Raw genomic sequence first — 19125 nt, 5'->3', positions numbered from 1 at the left:
CGCGCCCCGAAAGGGCAATAAGGCTTGGATCAGATCCAGCGGCGCACGCGGGCGCAATAGGCGCCGTAGGCGGCGCCGAACGTCGCGTGCAGGTAGGCTTCTTCCGGGCGCACCACCGCCAGATCCAGCGCCAGCCAGAGCAGGGCGGCCAGCGGCAGGGCCCAATCCAGCGAGAAGGTGAGCGCCAGGCCGATCTGCAGGAGCACCATGCCCAGATACATCGGGTTGCGCGTGAAGCGGTAGGGGCCGGACAGGGCGAGCGCGCTGGCGGGGCTGCGGGGATCGACCTCGGTGCCTTCGGCGGCGAAGGCGCGCGTGGCGCTCATCGCCAGCGCCCCGGCGGCGGCCATCAGCGCAAGCCCGATCAGAGAGGCCAACCCGAAGCCGGTGGGCAGCCATCCGAGGGGCAGCAACCATTCCAGCAGGATCGCCAGCAGCGGCGCGGCGATGGAGAGCGCGGGCGGGTAGAGGCGGATGGCGGGGGTGTCCGGCGAGGAGCCCGGCGAGGAGCCGGGCGCGGGTTCGGGCGTGGTGTCCGGGCCGGGGGTGGGCATGGTTCAGCGGTCGGAGGCGCGGCGCAGATCTTCCACCGCGTTCTTGCTTAGCAGGCTTTCCTGCACCTCGAAATCCTTGTGCGGCCTGTCGGCGTGGCCGGGGATGAGGTTGGAGAGGCGGCGGGCCAGATCCTCGGGCAGGGCCGGGGTGGTGCGCCGGTCCAGCAGCAGGCTCTCGGCCGCGATGCCCTCGGCGTAGATGATGTGGTGACGGTCGAAGAGGATCTGGAAGTAATCCACGAAGCCGCCATCCTGCCGGTAGACGGTATCGCCGTTAACGAGGTGCTTGGCCTTCACCAGCACCTCGGAGCGCCCGAGGCCGATCTCGTCCCGGCGCTGGTATATGAACAGCCGGTGGTTGGGGCTGACGGTAAGATCGGCGGTGTTGTTGAGCGTGCCGCTCTTGATCACGATCGGGGCGAAATCGCCCACCGCGCGCATCGTCGTCTGGCCGATCCAGCGGATCGTCTGCGGGCCGTCGTCGCGCGTCAGCACCTTGTCGCCGACCTTGAGTTCCTCGATCGGCTTCTGGCGCCCGTCCGACAGGGTGATATGGGTGCCGCGCGCGAAGGAGACGCAGGCGACTTCGGCGAAACGCGCCTTGGCGGTATCGCTCTCAACGCCCACGAGGCGGTAGTCTACCTTGGGCGCAAGTTCCGCCAGCGGCAGAAGGTAGACCTCGGCGAGATAGCCCTCCTCCGGGTGCACCTCGGCCAGCACGAGGGCCTCCATCGTGGTGCCGTCCGGGCTCATCAGGGTGATGGTGCTGTCGAGGTGGATCTGGTGGCCGGGCACGCCCAGCTCGGAGCCTTCGGATACGCGGAAGGGCCCGTCCGGCGCTTCGCTGATCGACAGCATCTGCTTCTGCGCGCCGCCGGCGAGGGAGTAGGTGTCGTCCAGCACCAGCTCGCTGGCATCGCCGATGGGATCGCCGAGGTTGGCACCATCCACCACGCAGAACGCCTCCGCCCGGAAGACGGGCAGCGTTTGCAACGGCAGAATGGATGCGGCGGGCAGCGGCAACATCTCGAGCTGTCTCTCTTCGTCCGTGAGCCCGGCGTTCCGGCGAAGACCGGCGCGTGGTGGTGCGATCCGGACAAGGCCGCCGCGGCTCTTTCATGTATCCCCGTCCAGCAAAGTAAAATTTTACAACACTTTGGTCAATCTGAGGCCGGGGCGCGCCGGCTCCGGGACGCTTTATGGCGCAAGAGTGTTTCGATTGGGTGAACAATGGTCGGGGCGCAGGCGGAAGCATGTGCGAGGGGGCGCACAATTGCAAGAGGGTGCGAATCGCCGGCGGCTGGGGCAGGGTGTGCCCCGGCGCCCGCCCTCCGGCGGGCAGGAAAACGCAAACCCGCGCGATGGCGCATCAAGGGAGGGATCCATGGATTTCGGAATTTCAGGCAAGAAGGCGCTGGTCTGCGCCTCGTCCAAGGGGCTGGGCCGCGGCTGCGCCGAGGCGCTGGCGGGCGAGGGGGTCAACCTCGTGCTGAACGCCCGCACGGAAGGCCCGCTGCAGACGACCGCCGAGGAGATTCGCGCCCGCTACGGCGTCGAGGTTACCGCCGTCGCCGCCGACATCACCAGCGAGGAGGGCCGCGCCAAGGTCCTGGCCGCCGCGGGCGACGTGGACATCCTCGTGACCAACGCCGGTGGCCCGCCGCCGGGGATGTGGAGCGATTGGGACCGCGAGGATTTCATCAAGGCGCTCGACGCCAACATGCTTACCCCCATCGCCCTGATGAAGGCGCTGCTGCCGCAGATGATGGAAAAGGGTTGGGGCCGCGTGGTCAACATCACCAGTTCCTCGGTGAAGGCGCCGATCCCCGTGCTGGGGCTGTCCAACAGCGCGCGGGCCGGGCTCACCGGCTACGTGGCGGGCACGGCGCGGCAGGTCGCGGGCGCGGGGGTGACGATCAACAACCTGCTGCCGGGCATCCACGCAACCGACCGTGCCGTCTCGCTCGACGCCGCGGTGGTCGAGCAGGACGGGATCACCATGGAGGAGGCCATCGCCCGCCGCTCCGCCACCATCCCGGCGGGCCGCTACGGCACGGCGGCGGAGTTCGGCGCGATGTGCGCCTTCCTCTGCTCGCAGCATGCGGGCTTCATCGTGGGGCAGAACGTGCTGCTGGACGGCGGCGCGGTGAACGCCACCCTCTGAACGCGGCGCGGCGCGCCCCTCAGCGGGGGCGCGTCACCAGCACGTCGCAGGGCGGATTGCGCACCAGCCCGGCGGCGAAGCTGCCCACGATCCAGCGCGCCGCCGTGGCCCGGCTGTGCGCGCCGACGGCGATGAGGTCGGGGTCGAAGAGCGCCCGGCGGGCATCGAGGATCTGCTGCGGCGAGCCCTCGCTGAGTTCGGGCTTCGGAAAGCTCGCGGGCAGCCCGGCGTTTTCCCACCATTTGTCGCGCTCTTCCCGGGCCTCCTGCAGGAAGATGTCTTCGAGGCTGCCGTCCGGATTGCCGCGGCCGAAGCCCCGGTAGGGCACGTGGACGGCGTGGAAGGCGTTGATCTCGGCCGCCGGGGCCACCTTGAGCGCGGCATGGGCCGCGGCGGTGGAGGCGGGCGAGAAATCCATCGGCAGAAGCACCTTGGTGTAGGGCGACTCGACCGGCATCGCCGCCAGCAGCACCGGGCGGCGCACGATGCGCACCACGTGCTCCAGCGTGGTTTCGCGCATCCCGTCGAGGAAGCCCCTGCGCCGGTGGGCGCCGAGAATGATGAGATCGCTGTCGTAGTCGCGGGCGCAGGCCCGGATGCAATGGGCCGGATCCCCGGTCAGGACCTCGATCGAGAAGGGCGCGGGATGGCGCGCCGCCTCGGCCTCGCAGAGCGCTTCGAGCATGTCCTGCGCATCGATCTGGATCTTGGCCGACATGGTTTCGGGCAGGTCGTCATCGGCCACCTTGACCACGGCCACGCGCGCCCCGGACTGCTCTGCCAGCTGGAAGGCGCGGGTCAAGGCATGGGCCGAACGCCCCGAGAGATCGGTGGCCACCACGATGTTCTTCATGCCGGTTCCCCTTCCGCGCAGGCAAGTTGATCACCCGACAGTAAAGTGGCCGTCACGATCGTGTCACCCCCGTTTTTTTGCACTCGCGGCAGGCGGGGCCGCCCGTGTAAGCAGAGGCAAACACCTTCTCTTGCGACTGGAAGAACACCATGCAGGCCCTTACCGTGATTGCCCTTTTCGGGATCGTCATCCTCGCCAGCCTCGCGGCCGCGCCGCGCCGGGTCACGGCCGAAGGCTTCTTTGCCGGCGCCGATGCGCAAGGGGGGGCGCCGGGGCTCTGGACGCTGGTGCTGAGCCAGGTCACCACCTGGATCTTCGCCCGTTCCCTGATGAATGCCGCCATCCTCGGCTATTTCTACGGCATCGCCGGTACGCTGGCCTATGCCGCCTACTACGGCTCCTTCCTGACCGGCGGCTTCATCGTCGGCCGCATCCGGGCGCAGGGCGGGCGCAGCGTGCAAGGCTGGCTCGGGGCGCGGTTCGGGCGCGTGGGCACGGGGTGCTACAACGTGGTGATCGGGCTGCGGCTGCTTTCGGAGGTCTTCGCCAACCTCCTGGTGGTGGGGCTGATCTTCGCGGCGGTGCTGCCGGGGGTGGCGCAGGCGCAGATGGTGTCGATCCTCGCGGTGGCGGGCGTCGGGCTGGCCTATTCCGCCGCCGGGGGGCTTTCGGCCTCGCTGCGCACGGACGTGGTACAGATGATCGTCTTCCTCGCGGTCTTCGCGGCGGCTCTGGCCGCGCTTCTGCTCGATCCCGGCTTCTCGCTCGCGGCCGTGCTGACGGCGCCGGGCACCTCGGGCAGCTACAACGGCTGGGTGCTGCTGGTGGTGGCCTTCCTGCAGGTGTTTTCCTACCCGGCCCACGATCCGGTGATGATGGACCGCGGCTTCCTCGCCGATGCGCGCACCACCCGGCGCGCCTTCCTGCACGCCTTCTGGATCTCCACGCTCTGCATCATCGGCTTCGGCTTCTTCGGCATCCAGGCCGGGCTCGTCGGGGCAGGTTACGAGGGGGAGTTGATCGGCACCTGGGCGGGAATGTTTCCGCCGTGGATCTTCGCGGCGCTGCTGATCTCGCTTCTGGTCTCCGCGCTTTCCACCCTCGACAGCGCGCTGGCCTCGGCGGCGCGGCTCTGCGTGGAAGAGCTGCGCTGGCTGCCGCGCACGCTGGCCGGGGGGCGGATCGCCATGGCCGTCTTCATGGGGCTGGGCGCCCTGCTGACGCTCTCGGGCAACAAGACGCTCTTTGACGCCGTGGCCGTCTCGGGCACCGCTTCGATGTTCCTGACGCCGGTTCTGGTCGTGGGGCTCGTCGCCGGGCGCCCGGTGCCCGTCTGGGCCTTCGTGGTGGCCTTCGCCGCCGCGCTCCTGGGGGCGGCCGCCTACTTCCTGCGGGCCGAACCCTTCGTGGCCGCGCTGCTGCCGGAAGGGCACAAATACGAGCAGCTTCTGGCGATCTGCCTCGCGGTGCTGGCGGTGGGCTTCGCGGCGGTGCTGCTGGGCGCGCGCCGGGCGGCGAGGGTTGTGCAGCCGCGGTAGGGCTGCTATCTGCGCAGGCAAAGCCCGATGAAATTGATCGGGTTAGGAGCAGCAGACCCTTGGCAGGCACACCACCCAGACTCGAGATCCGCAACATCGTCCGCCGGTTCGGCGGCCGCAACGTGGTGGACGGCGTGTCGCTCCAGGTGCAACCGGGGCAGGTGACCTGCCTGCTGGGCCCTTCGGGCTGCGGCAAATCCACCACGCTTCGCATCATCGCGGGCGTGGACATGCAGAATTCCGGGGAGATCTACGTGGACGGCAAGCTCGTCTGCGACACGATCCACCGGGTGCCGCCAGAAGGGCGGGGCATCGGGCTGATGTTCCAGGATTTCGCCCTGTTTCCCCACCTCACCATCGCCCAGAACGTGGCCTTCGGCCTGAAGGGCAGCGCGGCGCAGAAGCGGGCGCGGGTGGAGGAGCTGCTCTCCCGCGTCGGGCTGCTGCACTATGCCGAGGAGCATCCGCACCAGCTTTCGGGCGGCGAGCAGCAGCGGGTGGCGCTGGCGCGGGCACTGGCGCCGCGGCCCCGCATCATGCTGATGGACGAGCCCTTCTCGGGCCTCGACAACCGTCTGCGCGACGACATCCGCGACGAAACCCTTGCCGTGCTCAAGGAAGAGGGCACCGCCGTGCTGCTGGTGACCCACGAGCCCGATGAAGCCATGCGCATGGCCGACGAGATCGCGCTGATGCGCGACGGGCGGATCGTGCAGCAGGGCGCGCCCTACAACATCTACAACACCCCGGTGGACCGGGCCGCAGCGGCCTTCTTCTCCGACATCAACGTGATCCAGGGCACCGTGCGCGGCGCCCTGACGGAGACCGCCTTCGGCCAGTTCCTCGCCCCCGGCGTGCCGGATGGCACCGAGGTGGACATCGTGTTCCGCCCGCAGCACCTGAAGATCGATTTCGACCGGTCCGGCAAGGGCCCGAACCCCACTCCGCTGGCCGGCGTCCCTGCGCGCGGCGTGGTGGAGCGCGCGCGGTTCATGGGGCGCGAGAGCCTCGTGGAATTCCGCATGGATTTCGACGGCTCCATCCTCAAGGCCACGGTGCCCAGCGTCTTCCTGCCCAAACCCGGCACGCCGCTCTGGCTGACGGTGCGCCGGGAGCGCTGTTTCGTCTTCCCGCGCAAGGAGTGAGCGCGGCCGGGGGCGCTGCCCCCGTCCCTTGCGGGACTCCCCCCGAGGTATTTGGGGCGAGAGGAAGCAGGGCTCAGGCGGGCGGCTCCGACAGGCTGGCGAGGTAGTCGGGGAAGCTTTTCCCGGCCTCTTCGCGGAAGCGGGCGGAGGTCAGTTCGACGGTTTCCATGCGGTCCACCCGGAATGTTCTGAAGGCGCGGCGTCTTTCGCACCAGGCCGGGCAGCTCCAGATGCGGCCCCAGTATTCCAGGTGCAGGGGGCGGATCATGCGCTGGCTGCCGCGGCCCTCCTCGTTGCGGTAGACGAGCCAGATCTTGCGTTTCTGGCGGATCGCCTGGCGCAGCACCGGCATGTGATGCAGGCCCGAGCCGGCTACGGCGAAGGGGTAGATCGCATCGTCCCAACCCGCGGGCGGGGCCGCGCGGGTTTCAGGCACGAGGGTGTCGATCTTGGAGTGCAGGCTGCGGGCGGCCGACTGGAGATCGCGATCGCCGGCCCGCCGCACCACCTCCAGCCCGAGTTGGAGCGCCTCCAGTTCAGCGGTCGTCAGCGTGAGCGGTGGCAGGCTGATCGGCTCCGTCATCCGGTAGCCCACGCCCCGCGCGCCCTCGATGGGCAGGCCCGAGGCGGCGAGGGTGTCCATGTCGCGGTAGATGGTGCGTTCGGAGACTCCGAGCGCTGCGGCGAGATCGCGCGCCCGGTGCAGCTGGCCCCCGCGCAGCTGCTGGATGAGCGCCTGGAGGCGGCCGCTGCGCCCGATGGCCGTGCTGCGCCGGCTCATGGGGCGGGGGGCGCCGGTTGGCGGCGGCGCGGCGAATCGGGCCCGCGGGCCGGGCGGCGGAGGCGGGAGGAAGGGGCGGGGGGCGCCATCTGCATGAATTCCCTTGTTTCCTTGGCGTGAGGCGGGATCCGCCGCGCGCAACTGACACATAACTGTCAGGAGAGTGTGGCAGAAAACCGCCGCGAAAGCCAAGAAAACAGGGGGTGATACGGCGTTTTGGGTATTTCCTCTTCGCGCCCGAAGCGCTACCTCTGTGCCATCTGATCTTTTCGCGCGCCGCCGCCCGGTGCGCCGCCTGTGGAGGAAAACACATGCTCAACAACATCGGCCTTCCCGGCCTGCTTCTCATCGCCGTCGTCGTGCTCGTGCTGTTCGGGCGTGGCAAGATCTCTTCGCTGATGGGCGAAGTCGGCAAGGGCATCACCTCGTTCAAGAAGGGCATCGCCGAAGGCCAGCAAGAGCTGGAAGACGGCACCAAGCAGGCGCGCGACGTCACGCCCGAGGAAGACAAGGAAAAGGACAAGGCGTAAGCCTGTCCGCGCCGGGATCGCAGCCGCATGTTTGACCTGGGTTGGAGCGAGCTTCTGCTCATCGGGATCGTCGCGCTCATCGTGGTGGGCCCGAAGGACCTGCCGGTGATGTTCCGCACGCTGGGCCGGTTCACCGGCAAGGCACGGGCCATGGCGCGTGATTTCCAGCGCGCGATGAACGAGGCCGCCGACGAGGCCGGCGTGAAGGATGTGGCGAGCGATCTGAAGAACGCCACCTCGGCCAAGAAGCTGGGGCTGGACAAGCTTCAGGATGCCGCTTCGCAATTCGAGAAATGGCAGCCCGGTGACGCGGCGGCCGCCACGGAGGGCGAGGCCAAGCCCGCGCCGCGTGGCCCGGAAACCGCGAAGATGACGGAAGAGCGCGCCGAACAGGCCCGCCTGATCCGCGAGCGCAGCGCCCAGGTGGCCAGTGACCGGATCGCGCGGGAGAAGGCGGCGCAGGAGGCGGCGGCTGCCGCATCCGCCGACGCCGGCCAGGCGGCCCCTGCCGCGGAGGGCGCCGCACCGACCGATACGCCCGACGCCGGGACCAAGCCTGCGGACAAGACCACATGAGCACCGACGAGATCGAAGACTCCTCCGCGCCGCTGATCGAGCATCTGGCCGAGCTGCGCACCCGGCTGATCCGCTCGGTGATCGCCTTCATCATCGGCATCGTTCTGGCCTTCACCGTGGCCGAACCGATCCTGCAGTTCCTGCTGGGGCCGATCGAGGCGACGCTGCGCGAGCTGGGCGACCCGTCCCCGACGCTGCAATACACCTCGCCGCAGGAGTATCTCTTCACCCTGTTCCGCATCTCGATGGTCTTCGGCTTCGCGCTGGCCTTCCCGGTGATCGCGCACCAGATGTGGCGCTTCATCGCGCCTGGGCTCTACAAGAGCGAGAAGAACGCCTTCCTGCCCTTCATCGTCGCCTCGCCGGTGATGTTCATGCTGGGCGCGGCCTTCGCCCATTTCGTGGTGACGCCGCTGGCGATGGCCTTCTTTCTCGGTTTTGCCGACGTATCCTCGATCTTCGCCGATCTGCTTTCGGGCACCGTGAGCGACATTCCCGCCGAGGCGGCCGTGGTGCCGGAAACGGCGGAAGGGGTGACGATCACCTTCTTCGGCAAGGTCAATGAATCCCTCGACATCACGCTGAAGTTCATCATGGCCTTCGGCCTGTGCTTCCAGCTTCCGGTGCTGCTGACCCTGATGGGCAAGGCCGGGCTGGTGAGCGCGAAGGGGCTGGGCAGCGTGCGCAAATACGCCATGGTCGGCATCCTCGTGCTGGCCGCGCTGGTAACGCCCCCGGACGTGACGACGCAGCTCATCCTCTTCGTGGTGGTCTACGGGCTCTACGAGATCTCGATCCAGCTCGTGCGCTGGGTGGAGAAGGCCCGCGAAAAGAAGCTGAAGGCGGAGGGCCTGTGGGACGAGGACATCCACGGCGAAGGGGCTTTCGACGATGAATGACGCTGCGCTCGAGCGCATCGCCGAGGCGCTGGAGCGGCTGCGCCCGGCGCCCATGGCCGCCCCGGATTTCAGCGCCGCCGATGCCTTCGTCTGGCACGTGGGCCCGGATCGGCTGGCCCCGGTGACCAAGGTCAACCGGGTGGATCTTTCGCTGCTTGTCGGCGTGGATCGGTCCCGCGATACGTTGCTTGAGAACACGCTGCAGTTCGCGCGGGGCCTGCCGGCCAACAACGCGCTCCTCTGGGGCGCGCGCGGGATGGGGAAATCCTCGCTGGTGAAAGCCGTGCATGCCGAGGTGCTGCGGCAGGGGCTTGGCTTGAAGATCGTGGAGGTCCAGCGCGAGGATCTGCCTTCGATCGGGCGGCTGCTGAACATCCTGCGCGAGGCCGATGCGCGCTTCATCCTGTTCTGCGACGATCTTTCCTTTTCCCACGACGATCAGCACTACAAGTCGCTCAAGGCGGTGCTGGACGGCGGCATCGAAGGGCGGCCGGAGAACGTCGTCTTCTACGCCACCTCGAACCGCCGCCACCTGATGCCGCGCGACATGATCGAAAACGAGCGTTCCTCCGCCATCAGCCCTTCGGAGGCCACGGAGGAGAAGGTGTCGCTGTCGGACCGCTTCGGCCTCTGGCTCGGGTTCCACCCCTGTTCGCAGGACGAATACCTCGACATGATCCGCGGCTACTGCGCGGCCTTCGGCGTGGAGATAGACGAGCAGACGCTCTGGGCCGAGGCCATCGAATGGCAGGCCACGCGAGGCAGCCGTTCGGGCCGGGTGGCCTGGCAGTATTTCACCGATCTGGCCGGGCGCCGGGGCGTCTCCCTCTCCTGAATTTTCCTGATTTTTCTGGCGCTTGCCCGCCACAGGCCCGTGCCCGCCGGCGCGGGCCTCACCATTTCGTGAAGTTGACGCTAAGAAAACCCCTGCATCCGCGCAGAACCTCGTTAGACTGGAAAGCGTCAAGCTAGAACGAAAGACTTTTCAAGACAGGGAAGGAGACATCATGTCTGTATTTTTCAACAAGGATGCCATTCATCCAGCGGTGCACATGCATGCGCAGGAAGTGGCCGCCGGCAAGCTCAGCCGCCGCGAATTCCTGACCCGCGCAACGGCGCTCGGCGTCACCGCCACCACCGCCTACGGCCTGATGGGCATGGCGCAGCCGGCCCGGGCCATGAACATGGCCAAGGGCGGCACGATCCGCATCCAGCAGGACGTGCGCGCGCTGCTGGATCCGCCCACCTTCAACTGGCCGCAGCTGGGCAACGTGGTGCGCGGCTTCCTCGAGTATCTCGTGCAGTACAACGCCGACGGCACCTTCGAGCCGCGCCTGCTGGAAAGCTGGGAGGTCAACGAGGACGCCACCGAGTACTTGCTGAAGATCCGCCCCGGCGTGAAGTGGAATGACGGCCGCGGCGAGCTGACCGCGAAGGACGTGGCCTACAACTTCGCCCGCTGGTGCGACGGCACCTGGGAAGGCAACTCCATGGCGGCGCGCATGGGCTCGCTGCAGAACGAGGCCGGAGACGGCCCCGTGGAAGGCGGCCTCGAGATCATCGATGACCTCACCCTCAAGGTGAAGCTGACCCGCCCCGACATCACCATCATCCCGGCGGTCACCGAATACCCCGCCGCCATCGTGCCCGAGGGCTGGTCCGGCGATCCGGCGGCCGATCCGGTGGGCACCGGGCCCTACAAGCTGGTGGAATACGAGGTGGGCGTGAAGGCCGTGCTCGAAAGGAACACCGAGCATGAATGGTGGGGCGAGGGTGCCTATCTCGACCGGATCGAATTCATCGATTTCGGCACCGACGGCGCGGCCCACGTGGCGGCGGCCGAGGCCGAGGAAGTCGACATGACTTACGAGACGGTGGGTGAATTCGTCGAGATCTTCGAGGCGCTCGGCTGGCAGCAGAGCGAATCCGTTTCCGCCAATACGCTGGTGCTGCGCACCAACCGCCTTTCGGAAGTGGACGGCAAGCGGCCCTACGAAGACAAGCGCGTGCGCCAGGCGCTGGCGCTGGCGGTCGACAACGCCGTGCTGCTCGAACTGGGCTACGCCAACCGCGGGACCGTGGCCGAGAACCATCACGTCTGCCCGATCCACCCGGAATACGCCGACATCGGCGCCCCGGTGCGCGATCCGGAAGCCGCGCGCGCGCTGATGGAAGAGGCCGGGATGCTCGACTACGAGCACGAGATCGTCTCCATCGACGACGACTGGCGCCGCAACACCACCGATGCGCTGGCCGCGCAGCTGCGCGACGCCGGGCTGAAGGTGCGCCGCACGGTGCTTCCGGGGGCCACCTTCTGGAACGACTGGAACAACTTCCCGTTCTCCTCCACCGACTGGGGCCACCGCCCGCTCGGCGTGCAGGTGCTGACGCTGGCCTACAAGTCCGGCGTGGCCTGGAACGAAACCGGGCTCGCCAGCGAGGAGTTCGACACCATGCTCGAAGAGGCCTCGGCCATCGCGGATGCGGACACGCGCCGTGAGCACATGGTGAAGATCCAGGAATTCCTGCGCGATGACGGCACCATCATCCAGCCCTACTGGCGCTCGCTCTACCGCCACGCGCGGCCGGGGATCCTCGGGGCCGACAGCCACCCGATCAACGAGATCCACGTGCACAAGCTGGCGCTGGAAGCCTAGGAACGCGCCTTGTGGGCTGTCACGCAAGTGGCAGCCCCGCGCCCGCCCGGGCGAGCGCGTTGCGCAAAACGGCCAAAGCCAGAACCCAAGAAAAACGCGCCCTCAACGGGGCGCGTTTTTTGTTTCCGGTCAGGTGGGATCGGCCAGGGCCGCGCCTACTGAAGGAATTCCATCGGATCGACGCTCTCCAGCCCCTGGCGCACTTCGAAGTGCAGGAAGCTCGGATCCGCCGCGCGCACCTTGGCGATCTGCTGCGAGCGGGAAACCTTGTCGCCCTTCTTCACGCTCACCGCGTCCACGCCGGCGTAGACGGTGAGCAGGTTGTCGGCGTGTTTCAGCACCACGATGTTGACGTTGTTGGTGTCCTGCGTGATCGCGGCCACGACGCCGTCCTTCGCGGCCTTCACCGCGCTGCCGGCCGGCGCGCCGATGTCGATGCCCTCGTTCTTGCCCTTCGCATAGGGCCGGATGATGCTGCCCGAGGCCGGGAAGGCCAGGGCGGCGCTGCGGGTGGGCGCCGTCTCGCCGCTGGAAAGCGAGGGCGACTCCGGGGTGTTTTCCGGCGGCGCGGCGCTGGCCACTTCGTCGGGCAGGGGCTTGGCGGCGCTCGGCGGCTCCGGCGTGGGCGAGCCCTGGCCGGGCGCCGTGGTGGCGGCGGGCGAGAGCGCGCTGGCGGGCTTGGCAGTGGCGGCGGGCACCGGGATCAGCAGATACTGGCCTTCGCGCACGGCGAGATCGGAGCCGAGCCCGTTCCATTCCGCCAGCGCGGTGACCGAAACGTTGTAGAGCCGGGCCACGGAATAGGCCGTCTCGCCGCGGGCCACCTTGTGGCGCACGGGTTCCGCGCCGGTCTGCGCCTTCGGCGCGCCGGAAGAAGCGGAGGAGGGCGCGGCGGCCGCGGTGGTGGAGGTGCCCTCCGCGCGCTCGATCGCGTCCCCGGCGAGGGTCGTCACGTCGATCTGGCCGGCCGGCCGGATCGGCCCGGTTGCCACGGCGCCCGTGGCCGGGGAGGGCTCCGCCACGCGGCCGGGCAGCAGCAGGACCTCGCCTTCGCGCAGGGGCACGTCCGGCGCGATGCCGTTGGTGCGGGCGAGGGCCGCGGCATCGGTGCCCACGCGGGCGGCCACGTCGCCGACGGTATCGCCGCGCTTGGCCACGGCCACCTGGTAGTTCGGGTAGGAGATGACGCCGCGGTTGTCGGGTTTCGGGCGCGGGGCCGTCGCGGTGCGCGCGGCGGCCGTCGTGTCGAAGTTGTTGCCGCTGATGTTGCCGCGCAGATCGTAGTCACCGTCGCAGGCGGACAGGGCGACGATCAGTGCGGTGCTCGCGACAAGCGCCCGCGACGGGCGGCGTTTCGGGCTGGGTGCCATTGCTCGTTCCTCAAACCGGCTATTCCTTGCCGAGCCCCTCCAGAAGCGGCACGAAACGCACCGGGCTCAGCTCATCATACTCGTATCCCGCCGCCGTCCTTGTGACCTTTATCAGGCTCTGCACGGTATCGGACTGGCCCACGGGCACGACCATGATACCGCCCTCGCGCAACTGCGCCAAGAGGGGGCCCGGCGGATCCTCCGCGGCCGCCGTCACGAGGATGCGGTCGAAGGGGGCCTGTTCGGGCAGGCCGTGGCTGCCGTCGCCGTGGATGGCGGTGATGTTGGAGAGATCCAGCGCCTGGAACACCGCGCGGGCGTTCTGCACCAGCGTGGCGTAGCGCTCGACGGTGTAGACGCGGCGGGCGAGCTTGCTGAGGATCGCCGCCTGGTAGCCCGTGCCGGTGCCCACTTCCAGCACCTTGTCGCGCGGCTGCACGTCGAGCGCCTGGGTCATCTGCCCCACCACGGAGGGCTGGCTGATCGTCTGGCCGCAGGCCACCGGCAGGGGGGTGTCCTCGTAGGCGCGCTCGGCGAAGATGCCCTTCACGAAAGCGCCGCGGTCGGTGGTCTCCATCGCGTGGAGCACGCGCTTGTCGGTCACGCCGCGCGAGCGCAGCGCGAAGAGGAACTGCATCTGGCGTTCGGCGTCGATCATCTGTCGATCCGCTCCCGCATGGCGGCCAGCGCGTCATGGGCGGTGAGATCTGCCCGCATCGGGGTGACGGACACGTAGCCTTCGAGGTTGGCCGCCGCATCCGTGCCGGGCGCCGTGGGCGTGTGTTGCGGGCCGCCGCGCACCCAGAGGAACTTGCGCCCCGAAGGCGCCGTGTGGGGCTCCACGGAAAAGCGCGTTCCGCTGCGCAGGCCCTGTGCCGCCGTGCGGATGCCCTTCACCCCGGTGGCCGGCACAGGCGGAAAATTCACGTTGTAGAACAGGCGGTAATCGCCATCGGGCACCTGCGCCGGCATGGCGCCGAGGATGCGCCGCACGACTTCGGCGCCATGGGCGGCGGCGGCTTCGAACGGGTTGTCGAGCGCGGCGTTCTCGGGGCCGAAGAACTGCGAGAGCGCGATCGCGGGCAGCCCCTGCAGGGCGGCCTCCATCGCGCCGCCGATGGTGCCGGAATAAAGCGTGTTCTCGGCGGCGTTGTTGCCGCGGTTCACGCCGGAGAGCACGAGATCGGGGGGCGCATCGGCCAGCACGTGGTAGACCCCGGCCAGCACGCAGTCCGCCGGGCTGCCCTCGGCGGCATAGCGCCGGGGGCCGAGTTCGGCGATCATCGTGGGATGGGTGTAGGAGATGCAGTGGCCGACGCCGGATTGCTCGAAGGCGGGGGCCACCGTCCAGACCTCGCCGTCGGGGCCGGCGATCTCTTCGGCAATGGCGGCGAGCACGGCCAGGCCGGGCGCGTTGATGCCGTCGTCGTTGGTGATGAGAATGCGCATGGCTGCCCCTTGTTTGGAAATTCAATAGATCAGGGGGCAGGGCAGGTAAAGCGCCGTGGCGAACGGTTTCGCCGGGCTGTGGCCGCAAGGCCCGGATCGGGCCCTGCGCGTGTCATTCGGGGCGGCGTGCCGCCCGGCCGGCAGGCTCAGCCGGAGACCTTCAGGTCGGTCGCGGACTCGCGGCCGTCGCGGCCGGTCTGCAGTTCGTATTCGATGTCCTGGTTGTCGGCCAGGCCGGTGAGGCCGGAGCGCTCAACCGCGGAAATGTGGACGAAAATGTCCTTGCCGCCGGTTTCAGGCGCGATGAAGCCGTAGCCTTTGGTGGTGTTGAACCATTTCACGGTACCTTTGGGCATCGTGTGTCTCCTTCGTTTTTACGTTGACGGCCGGAACGCATCCGCGCCGGTGTCTTGCAGCTCGGTCTCAATACTCTTTCCGGCTGCTTTGGGTAAAAAGAAGGCAGGATAGAAATATGGGACTTGCGTCACACATAGTAAGTGTGCACCGCCAGACCAGACAACACAAGCGAATTCTTTGCGCAGCGTTTCGTTCCGTGGCGGCGCGGGCTGGGGCAGGGGCGGGTCGGGGTGAAAAGCGCAAGAAACGCGGAGATGGCTTCGGCAGATGCCACGTGAGGCACCGTGCCGAGCAGCGGCCACGCGCGCGGCTGGCGCGTGGTGGCGGTGCAGGGATGGAGGGGCGGTGCCGGATCAGGAGATCACTTTGATGGCCCCGGCCAGCTCGCGGCCGTCGCGGCCGGTATCGAGTTCGTATTCCACTTTCTGATTGTCGGCGAGCCCGGTGAGGCCCGAGCGCTCGACGGCCGAGATGTGCACGAACACGTCCTTCCCGCCGTCTTCCGGGGCAATGAACCCGTACCCTTTCGTCGTGTTGAACCATTTCACGGTGCCATTTGGCATGCCGCTTCTCCTTCTCAATAGTCACGCTCCGCCCAAAACAGCGGGCGGCGTCTTGTGCCGGCGGCAAGGGGCCAGCGGCCTTGCGTCCGGGTTGAAATCGGGCCACCAAGGCCCCCAAGCAGGTTCGCACACTCCGGGCAAAAGGCAAGAAAAACGCTCGCCCGCTGCGCTGCTGCCCGGTGATATGAGGCCGCTGTAACAGGAAGATGACGTGAAACTCTACGGCTTGAAGACATGCGATACGTGCCGCAAGGCATTGAAAGACTTGAAAGATGCGGGCGTGGAGGTGGCGTTCGTCGATGTGCGTGCCGACGGGGTGCCCGAGCGGGACCTGGCCCGTTTTCTCACCGCATTTGGTGAAAATCTCATCAACCGGCGCTCCACCACCTGGCGCGGCCTCGACGAAGCGGCCCGCGCCGCAGCGCCGCTGGCGCTGCTTCAGGCGCATCCGACGCTGATGAAGCGCCCGGTGATCGAAGCGGGGGACAGGCTGTTTCTGGGCTGGACCGCGCAAACACGGGCCGCGCTCCTTGCGGATGGCTGAACGCGCGCCTACCTGACAGGCCACCTTCAGGAGATTTCCATGCGAAACGCGGCACTTGTTCTGGGCATTATCGGCGGCGTGCTGTCGATGATCGTTGGCTTCTTCGGCTACGGCTACACGAGCTTCGTGGCCTGGTTCGGCGAGGTGCCGGACCTGATCGAGCAGGTGGACAACGTGGGGTTGATTCGCGCGGCGAGCTTCTTCGCCCCGCTGCTCGCGATCGCCGGCGGCGCCATGGCGCGCAGTCAGGCTCTGGCCGGGGGCATCCTGATGTGCGTGGCGGCCGGGGCGATCTATGCCGCCTTCGGCTTCGGCGTCTTCACCATGTTCCCCATCGCCTTCTGCCTGCTGGGCGGCCTGCTGGCGCTGGCTGCACGCCAGCCCGACGCCGCCTGAGCGCGGGGCTCACATCTGGGCGTCGCGGCGCTCCAGCCACAGCCTGTCGAGCGAGAGCGGCCCGGCGCCCTTGACCACCAGGATGGCCAGAACCGTGATCCAGAACAGGCGCTGATCGAGGATCGCCCCGTCCGGAAGGCGGTCGAACCACGCGCCGATCGTTTCGGGGTGTTCGATGCCGCCGTGGCCGTAGAGATCGGTCAGGCTCTGCACCACCACGAAGCCGATCATGCCGATGGCGGAGAGCCGGGTGAAGAGGCCCAGCACGATCAGCGCGGGCAGGATGAATTCCGCCCAGGTGCCCGCTACCACGACCGCCCATTCGAACCAGCCCAACTGGGTGATGTCATAGGTGACGGCCTCCATCTTCTTCGGGAAGATCTGAGCATAGGCTCCGACGGAGGGCTGCACGATGCCGAGGATCCCGTCGCCCAGTTTCAGCAGGGCCGAGTTCCAGAAGTAGATCAGCAGCGTGGCGGCAAAGGTGAAGCGGGCCAGCGTCGGCAGGAACCAGGGCTCCATAAGGGTCTCGAGCCAGCGGAAAAGGCTGTTGTGCAGGGCGATGAGCGGGTTCATGCGGGGGGTCCTTCTTCGATGGAGGCGATGGCGCCGCCCTGGATCAGCAGGCCGAGCACGGCCGTGAGGTCAAAGCCCTCGACCGCGCCGCTGGCCGCGTCCAGCGCGGCGCCGAAGCTTTCGCCGGCCAGCAGCGCCGCGATGAAGGCGCCGCCGCCGGGCGGCAGGGCGATGATCTGCGGATCGAAGCCGGGGCGGGTGACGAGGGCATTTTCGCCGTTGGCGGGCGGCTTCGGGGCACCCTCGCTCATGTTGAAATGCCAGATCGAGGCCACCGGCCAGCGTGAGCGCACGAGCCGCAGGGCCGGGGCCAGCCGGAGGCGGGCGGCCATCAGCCGATCCGGCGGCAGCGCCTGCAGCGCTTCCGGGGGCACGGGCGTGGCGTCGGCGGCGTGGTAGCTTTCGCGCAGCGCGATTTCCAGCCGGGCGACATCGGGCAGGTAGCCGAGGTGCTTGAGGGGTTCGAAGCCTTCGAGAAAGGCGGGCATCTGCTGGCCGTAGAACATCATCAGCGGGCTGTCGGGCGGGTAGCGGCGCAGGAACACCCCCGCGACGGCCTTGAAATTCTCCTCCCCGATCAGCTTTTCGATCACCGGAAAGGCGGTGGCGAGCGCCTCCGTCAGGCTGACGGCGACATTGTTGCGATAGACGGAGAAGCGGCGCCCGGCGGGGCGGCCTTCGGGATCCAGAAGCCCCTCGGGCACGGGCTGCCCGGCATCGAGGATGGCCCGCGTGAAAGTGCCTTGGGAAACGCTCGGCGCGGGGCTTTGAGGGCGGCTCATGCCGGAACCTCGGCCAGAAGCGCATCGGCGCGGGCGGCCTCGGCGGCCAGCACCGGCCATTCCGGCACGTCGTTGTCCCATTCGATGAGGCTCGGCTTCGCGCCGCCTTTCTGAAGCGTGTAGCGATACATTTCCCACACCGGATCAACCACTTCGCACCCGTGGCTGTCGATCAGCAGGGGGGCGCCGTGATCGTCTTCGTCCTCGTCGTGGCCGCCGAGGTGGATCTCGCCGACGAGATGCAGCGGGAAGGCATCGATGTAGGAATAGGGATCGGTCTTCTGGTTGGTGGCCGACACGAAGACGTTGTTGACGTCAAACAGCAGCCCGCAACCGGTGCGCGCGGCGATCTCGGCGAGGAATTCGGTTTCGGGGATCTGGCTTTCGGCGAAGGCGAGGTAGGTGGAGGGGTTCTCCAGCAACATGCGCCGGCCCACGGCCTCCTGCACCTGGTCGATGTGGGCGCAGACGCGCGCCAGCGTGGCCTCGGTGTAGGGCAGGGGCAGCAGATCGTTGAAGAAATGGCTGTCGTGGGTGGACCATGCCAGGTGTTCGGAGAAGCTGGCGGGGTTTAGCCAGCCCAGAAGCTGCCTGAGCCTGGCGAGGTGCTCCGCATCCAGCGGGGCTTCGCCGCCGATGGAAAGCCCGACGCCGTGCACGCTGATCGGGAAGCGCTCGGCAAGGTGGCGCAGCTGCGCGATCGGGCGCCCACCGGCGCCCATGTAGTTTTCCGCGTGGATCTCGAGCCAGTCCACGGGGCCGGGATCTTCCATGATCTCGGCGAAATGCTGAGGCTTGTAGCCCACGCCGGGCCGGTTGGGGAGAGCATCGAAGCGGCGTGGGGTTGCATCCAGCATGGCGGTTCTCTCCGAAAAAAGGAGGCCCGGGCGGGGATCGGCGCGGGCCGTCTTCTGACTTTCTCTTGGCTTGGGGCAAGGGGGCCCGTTCCCGCGAGGATAGCGCGGGAACGGGCGAAAATCGACTTATGCCGGCAGGTCGCGGTCCAGCGGCTCGAGCGAGCCCATGCGGCCGTCGGGCAGTTCCATCGTGGTGCAGGTGCCGGCGTCCACCAGCGTCCAGGCGTTGCCCTGGTAGTCCACCGTGGAGGTGCCGGCGCAGGTGGTGCCGGGGCCGGCGGCGCAGTCGTTCTTGCCGGCGAGGGACACACCGTAGCACTTTTCCTTCTCCATCGCGTGGGCGACGGTCGTCGTGGTGGCGGTGAGGGCGGCGGCGACAGCGCCGGCAACGGCGAGAGCTTTGACTTTGACCTGCCCCCCGCTGGTCCCTCATTCATAACGAGAGTCTGCGGGTTTGGGTTTGATAGTCTTCGGTTTCGGTTTGGGCAAGCGCGCCGGGCGCGGAGCCGTCGATTTGCTCAAGCGCTCGGCGCG

Annotated in this window: 22 protein-coding genes and 1 pseudogene; 10 read left to right on the top strand and 13 right to left on the bottom strand. The window is 68.1% G+C overall.

The features are described from left to right. Nucleotides 1–29 precede the first annotated feature (29 nt). Nucleotides 30–554 (bottom strand): methyltransferase family protein, encoded by a 525-nt coding sequence (locus PSA7680_RS11225; protein WP_085868810.1) that lies wholly within the window; start codon nucleotides 552–554, stop codon nucleotides 30–32. 3 nt (nucleotides 555–557) lie between these two features. Continuing rightward, nucleotides 558–1580, bottom strand: coding sequence for a Hint domain-containing protein (locus PSA7680_RS11220; RefSeq protein ID WP_085868809.1), 1023 nt, complete (start codon nucleotides 1578–1580; stop codon nucleotides 558–560). 358 nt (nucleotides 1581–1938) lie between these two features. Here PSA7680_RS11220 and PSA7680_RS11215 point away from each other — a divergent pair, with 358 nt between their 5' ends. Continuing rightward, nucleotides 1939–2718, top strand: a complete 780-nt coding sequence (locus PSA7680_RS11215) for an SDR family oxidoreductase (RefSeq protein WP_085868808.1) — start codon at nucleotides 1939–1941, stop codon at nucleotides 2716–2718. A 19-nt stretch (nucleotides 2719–2737) separates the two neighbouring features. On the opposite strand, the gene PSA7680_RS11210 is transcribed toward PSA7680_RS11215, so the two are convergent. After that, a complete protein-coding gene (locus PSA7680_RS11210; RefSeq protein WP_085868807.1) occupies nucleotides 2738–3571 on the bottom strand; it encodes a universal stress protein in 834 nt (277 codons plus the stop codon). Between the two features lie 149 nt (nucleotides 3572–3720). On the opposite strand from PSA7680_RS11210, the gene PSA7680_RS11205 reads away from it, so the two are divergent. Both PSA7680_RS11205 and PSA7680_RS11200 read left to right on the top strand, forming a co-directional pair. Next, the gene (locus PSA7680_RS11205) at nucleotides 3721–5109 is read left to right on the top strand and encodes an SLC5/6 family protein (RefSeq protein WP_085868806.1); all 1389 of its coding nucleotides are present in this window, start codon (nucleotides 3721–3723) and stop codon (nucleotides 5107–5109) included. Between the two features lie 59 nt (nucleotides 5110–5168). Next, nucleotides 5169–6254, top strand: coding sequence for an ABC transporter ATP-binding protein (locus tag PSA7680_RS11200; RefSeq protein ID WP_085868805.1), 1086 nt, complete (start codon nucleotides 5169–5171; stop codon nucleotides 6252–6254). 73 nt (nucleotides 6255–6327) lie between these two features. On the opposite strand, the gene PSA7680_RS11195 is transcribed toward PSA7680_RS11200, so the two are convergent. Beyond that, a complete protein-coding gene (locus tag PSA7680_RS11195) occupies nucleotides 6328–7035 on the bottom strand; it encodes a helix-turn-helix transcriptional regulator (RefSeq protein ID WP_245824603.1) in 708 nt (235 codons plus the stop codon). A gap of 311 nt (nucleotides 7036–7346) precedes the next feature. Here PSA7680_RS11195 and PSA7680_RS11190 point away from each other — a divergent pair, with 311 nt between their 5' ends. The 5 genes from PSA7680_RS11190 to PSA7680_RS11170 all read left to right on the top strand — a co-directional run bounded on the left by PSA7680_RS11190 (nucleotide 7347) and on the right by PSA7680_RS11170 (nucleotide 11697). Next, a complete protein-coding gene (locus PSA7680_RS11190) occupies nucleotides 7347–7565 on the top strand; it encodes a twin-arginine translocase TatA/TatE family subunit (protein ID WP_085868804.1) in 219 nt (72 codons plus the stop codon). A 27-nt stretch (nucleotides 7566–7592) separates the two neighbouring features. Then, entirely contained in the window at nucleotides 7593–8141 is a 549-nt protein-coding gene (gene tatB / locus PSA7680_RS11185) for a Sec-independent protein translocase protein TatB (RefSeq protein ID WP_085868803.1), read from the top strand. After that, the gene (gene tatC / locus PSA7680_RS11180; RefSeq protein ID WP_085868802.1) at nucleotides 8138–9040 is read left to right on the top strand and encodes a twin-arginine translocase subunit TatC; all 903 of its coding nucleotides are present in this window, start codon (nucleotides 8138–8140) and stop codon (nucleotides 9038–9040) included. Before tatB ends, tatC begins: the two co-directional genes overlap by 4 nt. Beyond that, on the top strand, nucleotides 9033–9875 hold the full coding sequence (locus PSA7680_RS11175; RefSeq protein ID WP_085868801.1) for an ATP-binding protein: 843 nt from the start codon (nucleotides 9033–9035) through the stop codon (nucleotides 9873–9875). Before tatC ends, PSA7680_RS11175 begins: the two co-directional genes overlap by 8 nt. A gap of 172 nt (nucleotides 9876–10047) precedes the next feature. Further along, nucleotides 10048–11697, top strand: coding sequence for an ABC transporter substrate-binding protein (locus tag PSA7680_RS11170; protein ID WP_085868800.1), 1650 nt, complete (start codon nucleotides 10048–10050; stop codon nucleotides 11695–11697). 155 nt (nucleotides 11698–11852) lie between these two features. Here the strand turns inward: PSA7680_RS11170 and PSA7680_RS11165 are convergent, their stop codons facing one another. The 5 genes from PSA7680_RS11165 to PSA7680_RS11145 form a co-directional block, all read right to left on the bottom strand. Continuing rightward, nucleotides 11853–13067, bottom strand: a complete 1215-nt coding sequence (locus tag PSA7680_RS11165) for a peptidoglycan DD-metalloendopeptidase family protein (RefSeq protein ID WP_085868799.1) — start codon at nucleotides 13065–13067, stop codon at nucleotides 11853–11855. Nucleotides 13068–13086: 19 nt separating this feature from the next. Continuing rightward, nucleotides 13087–13725: a protein-L-isoaspartate(D-aspartate) O-methyltransferase gene (locus tag PSA7680_RS11160; RefSeq protein WP_085868798.1), complete on the bottom strand. Its 639-nt coding sequence runs from the start codon at nucleotides 13723–13725 to the stop codon at nucleotides 13087–13089. Then, nucleotides 13722–14516 carry a 5'/3'-nucleotidase SurE gene (gene surE, locus PSA7680_RS11155; protein WP_085868797.1) on the bottom strand — a complete coding sequence of 265 codons (795 nt, stop codon included), beginning with the start codon at nucleotides 14514–14516 and terminating at the stop codon, nucleotides 13722–13724. The genes PSA7680_RS11160 and surE overlap by 4 nt, the downstream gene beginning before the upstream one ends. Nucleotides 14517–14662: 146 nt before the next feature. Further along, nucleotides 14663–14872, bottom strand: coding sequence for a cold-shock protein (locus PSA7680_RS11150; RefSeq protein ID WP_085868796.1), 210 nt, complete (start codon nucleotides 14870–14872; stop codon nucleotides 14663–14665). A gap of 354 nt (nucleotides 14873–15226) precedes the next feature. Continuing rightward, on the bottom strand, nucleotides 15227–15436 hold the full coding sequence (locus PSA7680_RS11145; RefSeq protein WP_085868795.1) for a cold-shock protein: 210 nt from the start codon (nucleotides 15434–15436) through the stop codon (nucleotides 15227–15229). A gap of 211 nt (nucleotides 15437–15647) precedes the next feature. Here PSA7680_RS11145 and PSA7680_RS11140 point away from each other — a divergent pair, with 211 nt between their 5' ends. Together PSA7680_RS11140 and PSA7680_RS11135 are read left to right on the top strand one after the other, a co-directional pair. Continuing rightward, complete coding sequence (locus PSA7680_RS11140; RefSeq protein WP_085868794.1) at nucleotides 15648–15980, top strand: ArsC/Spx/MgsR family protein; 333 nt, start codon at nucleotides 15648–15650, stop codon at nucleotides 15978–15980. 39 nt (nucleotides 15981–16019) lie between these two features. Continuing rightward, nucleotides 16020–16376: a hypothetical protein gene (locus PSA7680_RS11135; RefSeq protein WP_085868793.1), complete on the top strand. Its 357-nt coding sequence runs from the start codon at nucleotides 16020–16022 to the stop codon at nucleotides 16374–16376. A gap of 9 nt (nucleotides 16377–16385) precedes the next feature. Here PSA7680_RS11135 and PSA7680_RS11130 read toward each other — a convergent pair whose 3' ends face one another. The 4 genes and pseudogenes from PSA7680_RS11130 to PSA7680_RS11115 form a co-directional block, all read right to left on the bottom strand. Further along, nucleotides 16386–16952 (bottom strand): DoxX family protein, encoded by a 567-nt coding sequence (locus tag PSA7680_RS11130; protein WP_085868792.1) that lies wholly within the window; start codon nucleotides 16950–16952, stop codon nucleotides 16386–16388. Beyond that, entirely contained in the window at nucleotides 16949–17734 is a 786-nt protein-coding gene (locus PSA7680_RS11125; RefSeq protein ID WP_085868791.1) for an HvfC/BufC N-terminal domain-containing protein, read from the bottom strand. The genes PSA7680_RS11130 and PSA7680_RS11125 overlap by 4 nt, the downstream gene beginning before the upstream one ends. Further along, the gene (gene bufB / locus PSA7680_RS11120) at nucleotides 17731–18591 is read right to left on the bottom strand and encodes an MNIO family bufferin maturase (RefSeq protein WP_085868790.1); all 861 of its coding nucleotides are present in this window, start codon (nucleotides 18589–18591) and stop codon (nucleotides 17731–17733) included. The genes PSA7680_RS11125 and bufB overlap by 4 nt, the downstream gene beginning before the upstream one ends. 126 nt (nucleotides 18592–18717) lie before the next feature. Then, a pseudogene (locus PSA7680_RS11115) lies at nucleotides 18718–18993 on the bottom strand (BufA1 family periplasmic bufferin-type metallophore); the annotation flags it as partial. Between the last annotated feature and the right edge of the window lie 132 nt (nucleotides 18994–19125).

The sequence above is a fragment of the Pseudoruegeria aquimaris genome, assembly GCF_900172235.1.
GTDB classification, from domain to species: Bacteria; Pseudomonadota; Alphaproteobacteria; order Rhodobacterales; family Rhodobacteraceae; genus Pseudoruegeria; species Pseudoruegeria aquimaris.
Note: the sequence above shows the minus strand (reverse complement) of the source record. Positions and strands in the feature narration are given on the sequence as shown.

What these genes read in the sequence shown, in the direction of transcription:
- PSA7680_RS11165 (WP_085868799.1), bottom strand. Translation starts at nt 13,067, where the DNA reads ATGGCACCCAGCCCGAAACGCCGCCCGTCGCGGGCGCTTGTCGCGAGC.
- PSA7680_RS11130 (WP_085868792.1), bottom strand. Translation starts at nt 16,952, where the DNA reads ATGAACCCGCTCATCGCCCTGCACAACAGCCTTTTCCGCTGGCTCGAG.
- PSA7680_RS11195 (WP_245824603.1), bottom strand. Translation starts at nt 7,035, where the DNA reads ATGAGCCGGCGCAGCACGGCCATCGGGCGCAGCGGCCGCCTCCAGGCG.
- PSA7680_RS11160 (WP_085868798.1), bottom strand. Translation starts at nt 13,725, where the DNA reads ATGATCGACGCCGAACGCCAGATGCAGTTCCTCTTCGCGCTGCGCTCG.
- PSA7680_RS11135 (WP_085868793.1), top strand. Translation starts at nt 16,020, where the DNA reads ATGCGAAACGCGGCACTTGTTCTGGGCATTATCGGCGGCGTGCTGTCG.
- bufB (WP_085868790.1), bottom strand. Translation starts at nt 18,591, where the DNA reads ATGCTGGATGCAACCCCACGCCGCTTCGATGCTCTCCCCAACCGGCCC.
- PSA7680_RS11145 (WP_085868795.1), bottom strand. Translation starts at nt 15,436, where the DNA reads ATGCCAAATGGCACCGTGAAATGGTTCAACACGACGAAAGGGTACGGG.
- PSA7680_RS11125 (WP_085868791.1), bottom strand. Translation starts at nt 17,734, where the DNA reads ATGAGCCGCCCTCAAAGCCCCGCGCCGAGCGTTTCCCAAGGCACTTTC.
- tatB (WP_085868803.1), top strand. Translation starts at nt 7,593, where the DNA reads ATGTTTGACCTGGGTTGGAGCGAGCTTCTGCTCATCGGGATCGTCGCG.
- PSA7680_RS11215 (WP_085868808.1), top strand. Translation starts at nt 1,939, where the DNA reads ATGGATTTCGGAATTTCAGGCAAGAAGGCGCTGGTCTGCGCCTCGTCC.
- PSA7680_RS11225 (WP_085868810.1), bottom strand. Translation starts at nt 554, where the DNA reads ATGCCCACCCCCGGCCCGGACACCACGCCCGAACCCGCGCCCGGCTCC.
- tatC (WP_085868802.1), top strand. Translation starts at nt 8,138, where the DNA reads ATGAGCACCGACGAGATCGAAGACTCCTCCGCGCCGCTGATCGAGCAT.
- surE (WP_085868797.1), bottom strand. Translation starts at nt 14,516, where the DNA reads ATGCGCATTCTCATCACCAACGACGACGGCATCAACGCGCCCGGCCTG.
- PSA7680_RS11150 (WP_085868796.1), bottom strand. Translation starts at nt 14,872, where the DNA reads ATGCCCAAAGGTACCGTGAAATGGTTCAACACCACCAAAGGCTACGGC.
- PSA7680_RS11210 (WP_085868807.1), bottom strand. Translation starts at nt 3,571, where the DNA reads ATGAAGAACATCGTGGTGGCCACCGATCTCTCGGGGCGTTCGGCCCAT.
- PSA7680_RS11190 (WP_085868804.1), top strand. Translation starts at nt 7,347, where the DNA reads ATGCTCAACAACATCGGCCTTCCCGGCCTGCTTCTCATCGCCGTCGTC.
- PSA7680_RS11170 (WP_085868800.1), top strand. Translation starts at nt 10,048, where the DNA reads ATGTCTGTATTTTTCAACAAGGATGCCATTCATCCAGCGGTGCACATG.
- PSA7680_RS11205 (WP_085868806.1), top strand. Translation starts at nt 3,721, where the DNA reads ATGCAGGCCCTTACCGTGATTGCCCTTTTCGGGATCGTCATCCTCGCC.
- PSA7680_RS11220 (WP_085868809.1), bottom strand. Translation starts at nt 1,580, where the DNA reads ATGTTGCCGCTGCCCGCCGCATCCATTCTGCCGTTGCAAACGCTGCCC.
- PSA7680_RS11175 (WP_085868801.1), top strand. Translation starts at nt 9,033, where the DNA reads ATGAATGACGCTGCGCTCGAGCGCATCGCCGAGGCGCTGGAGCGGCTG.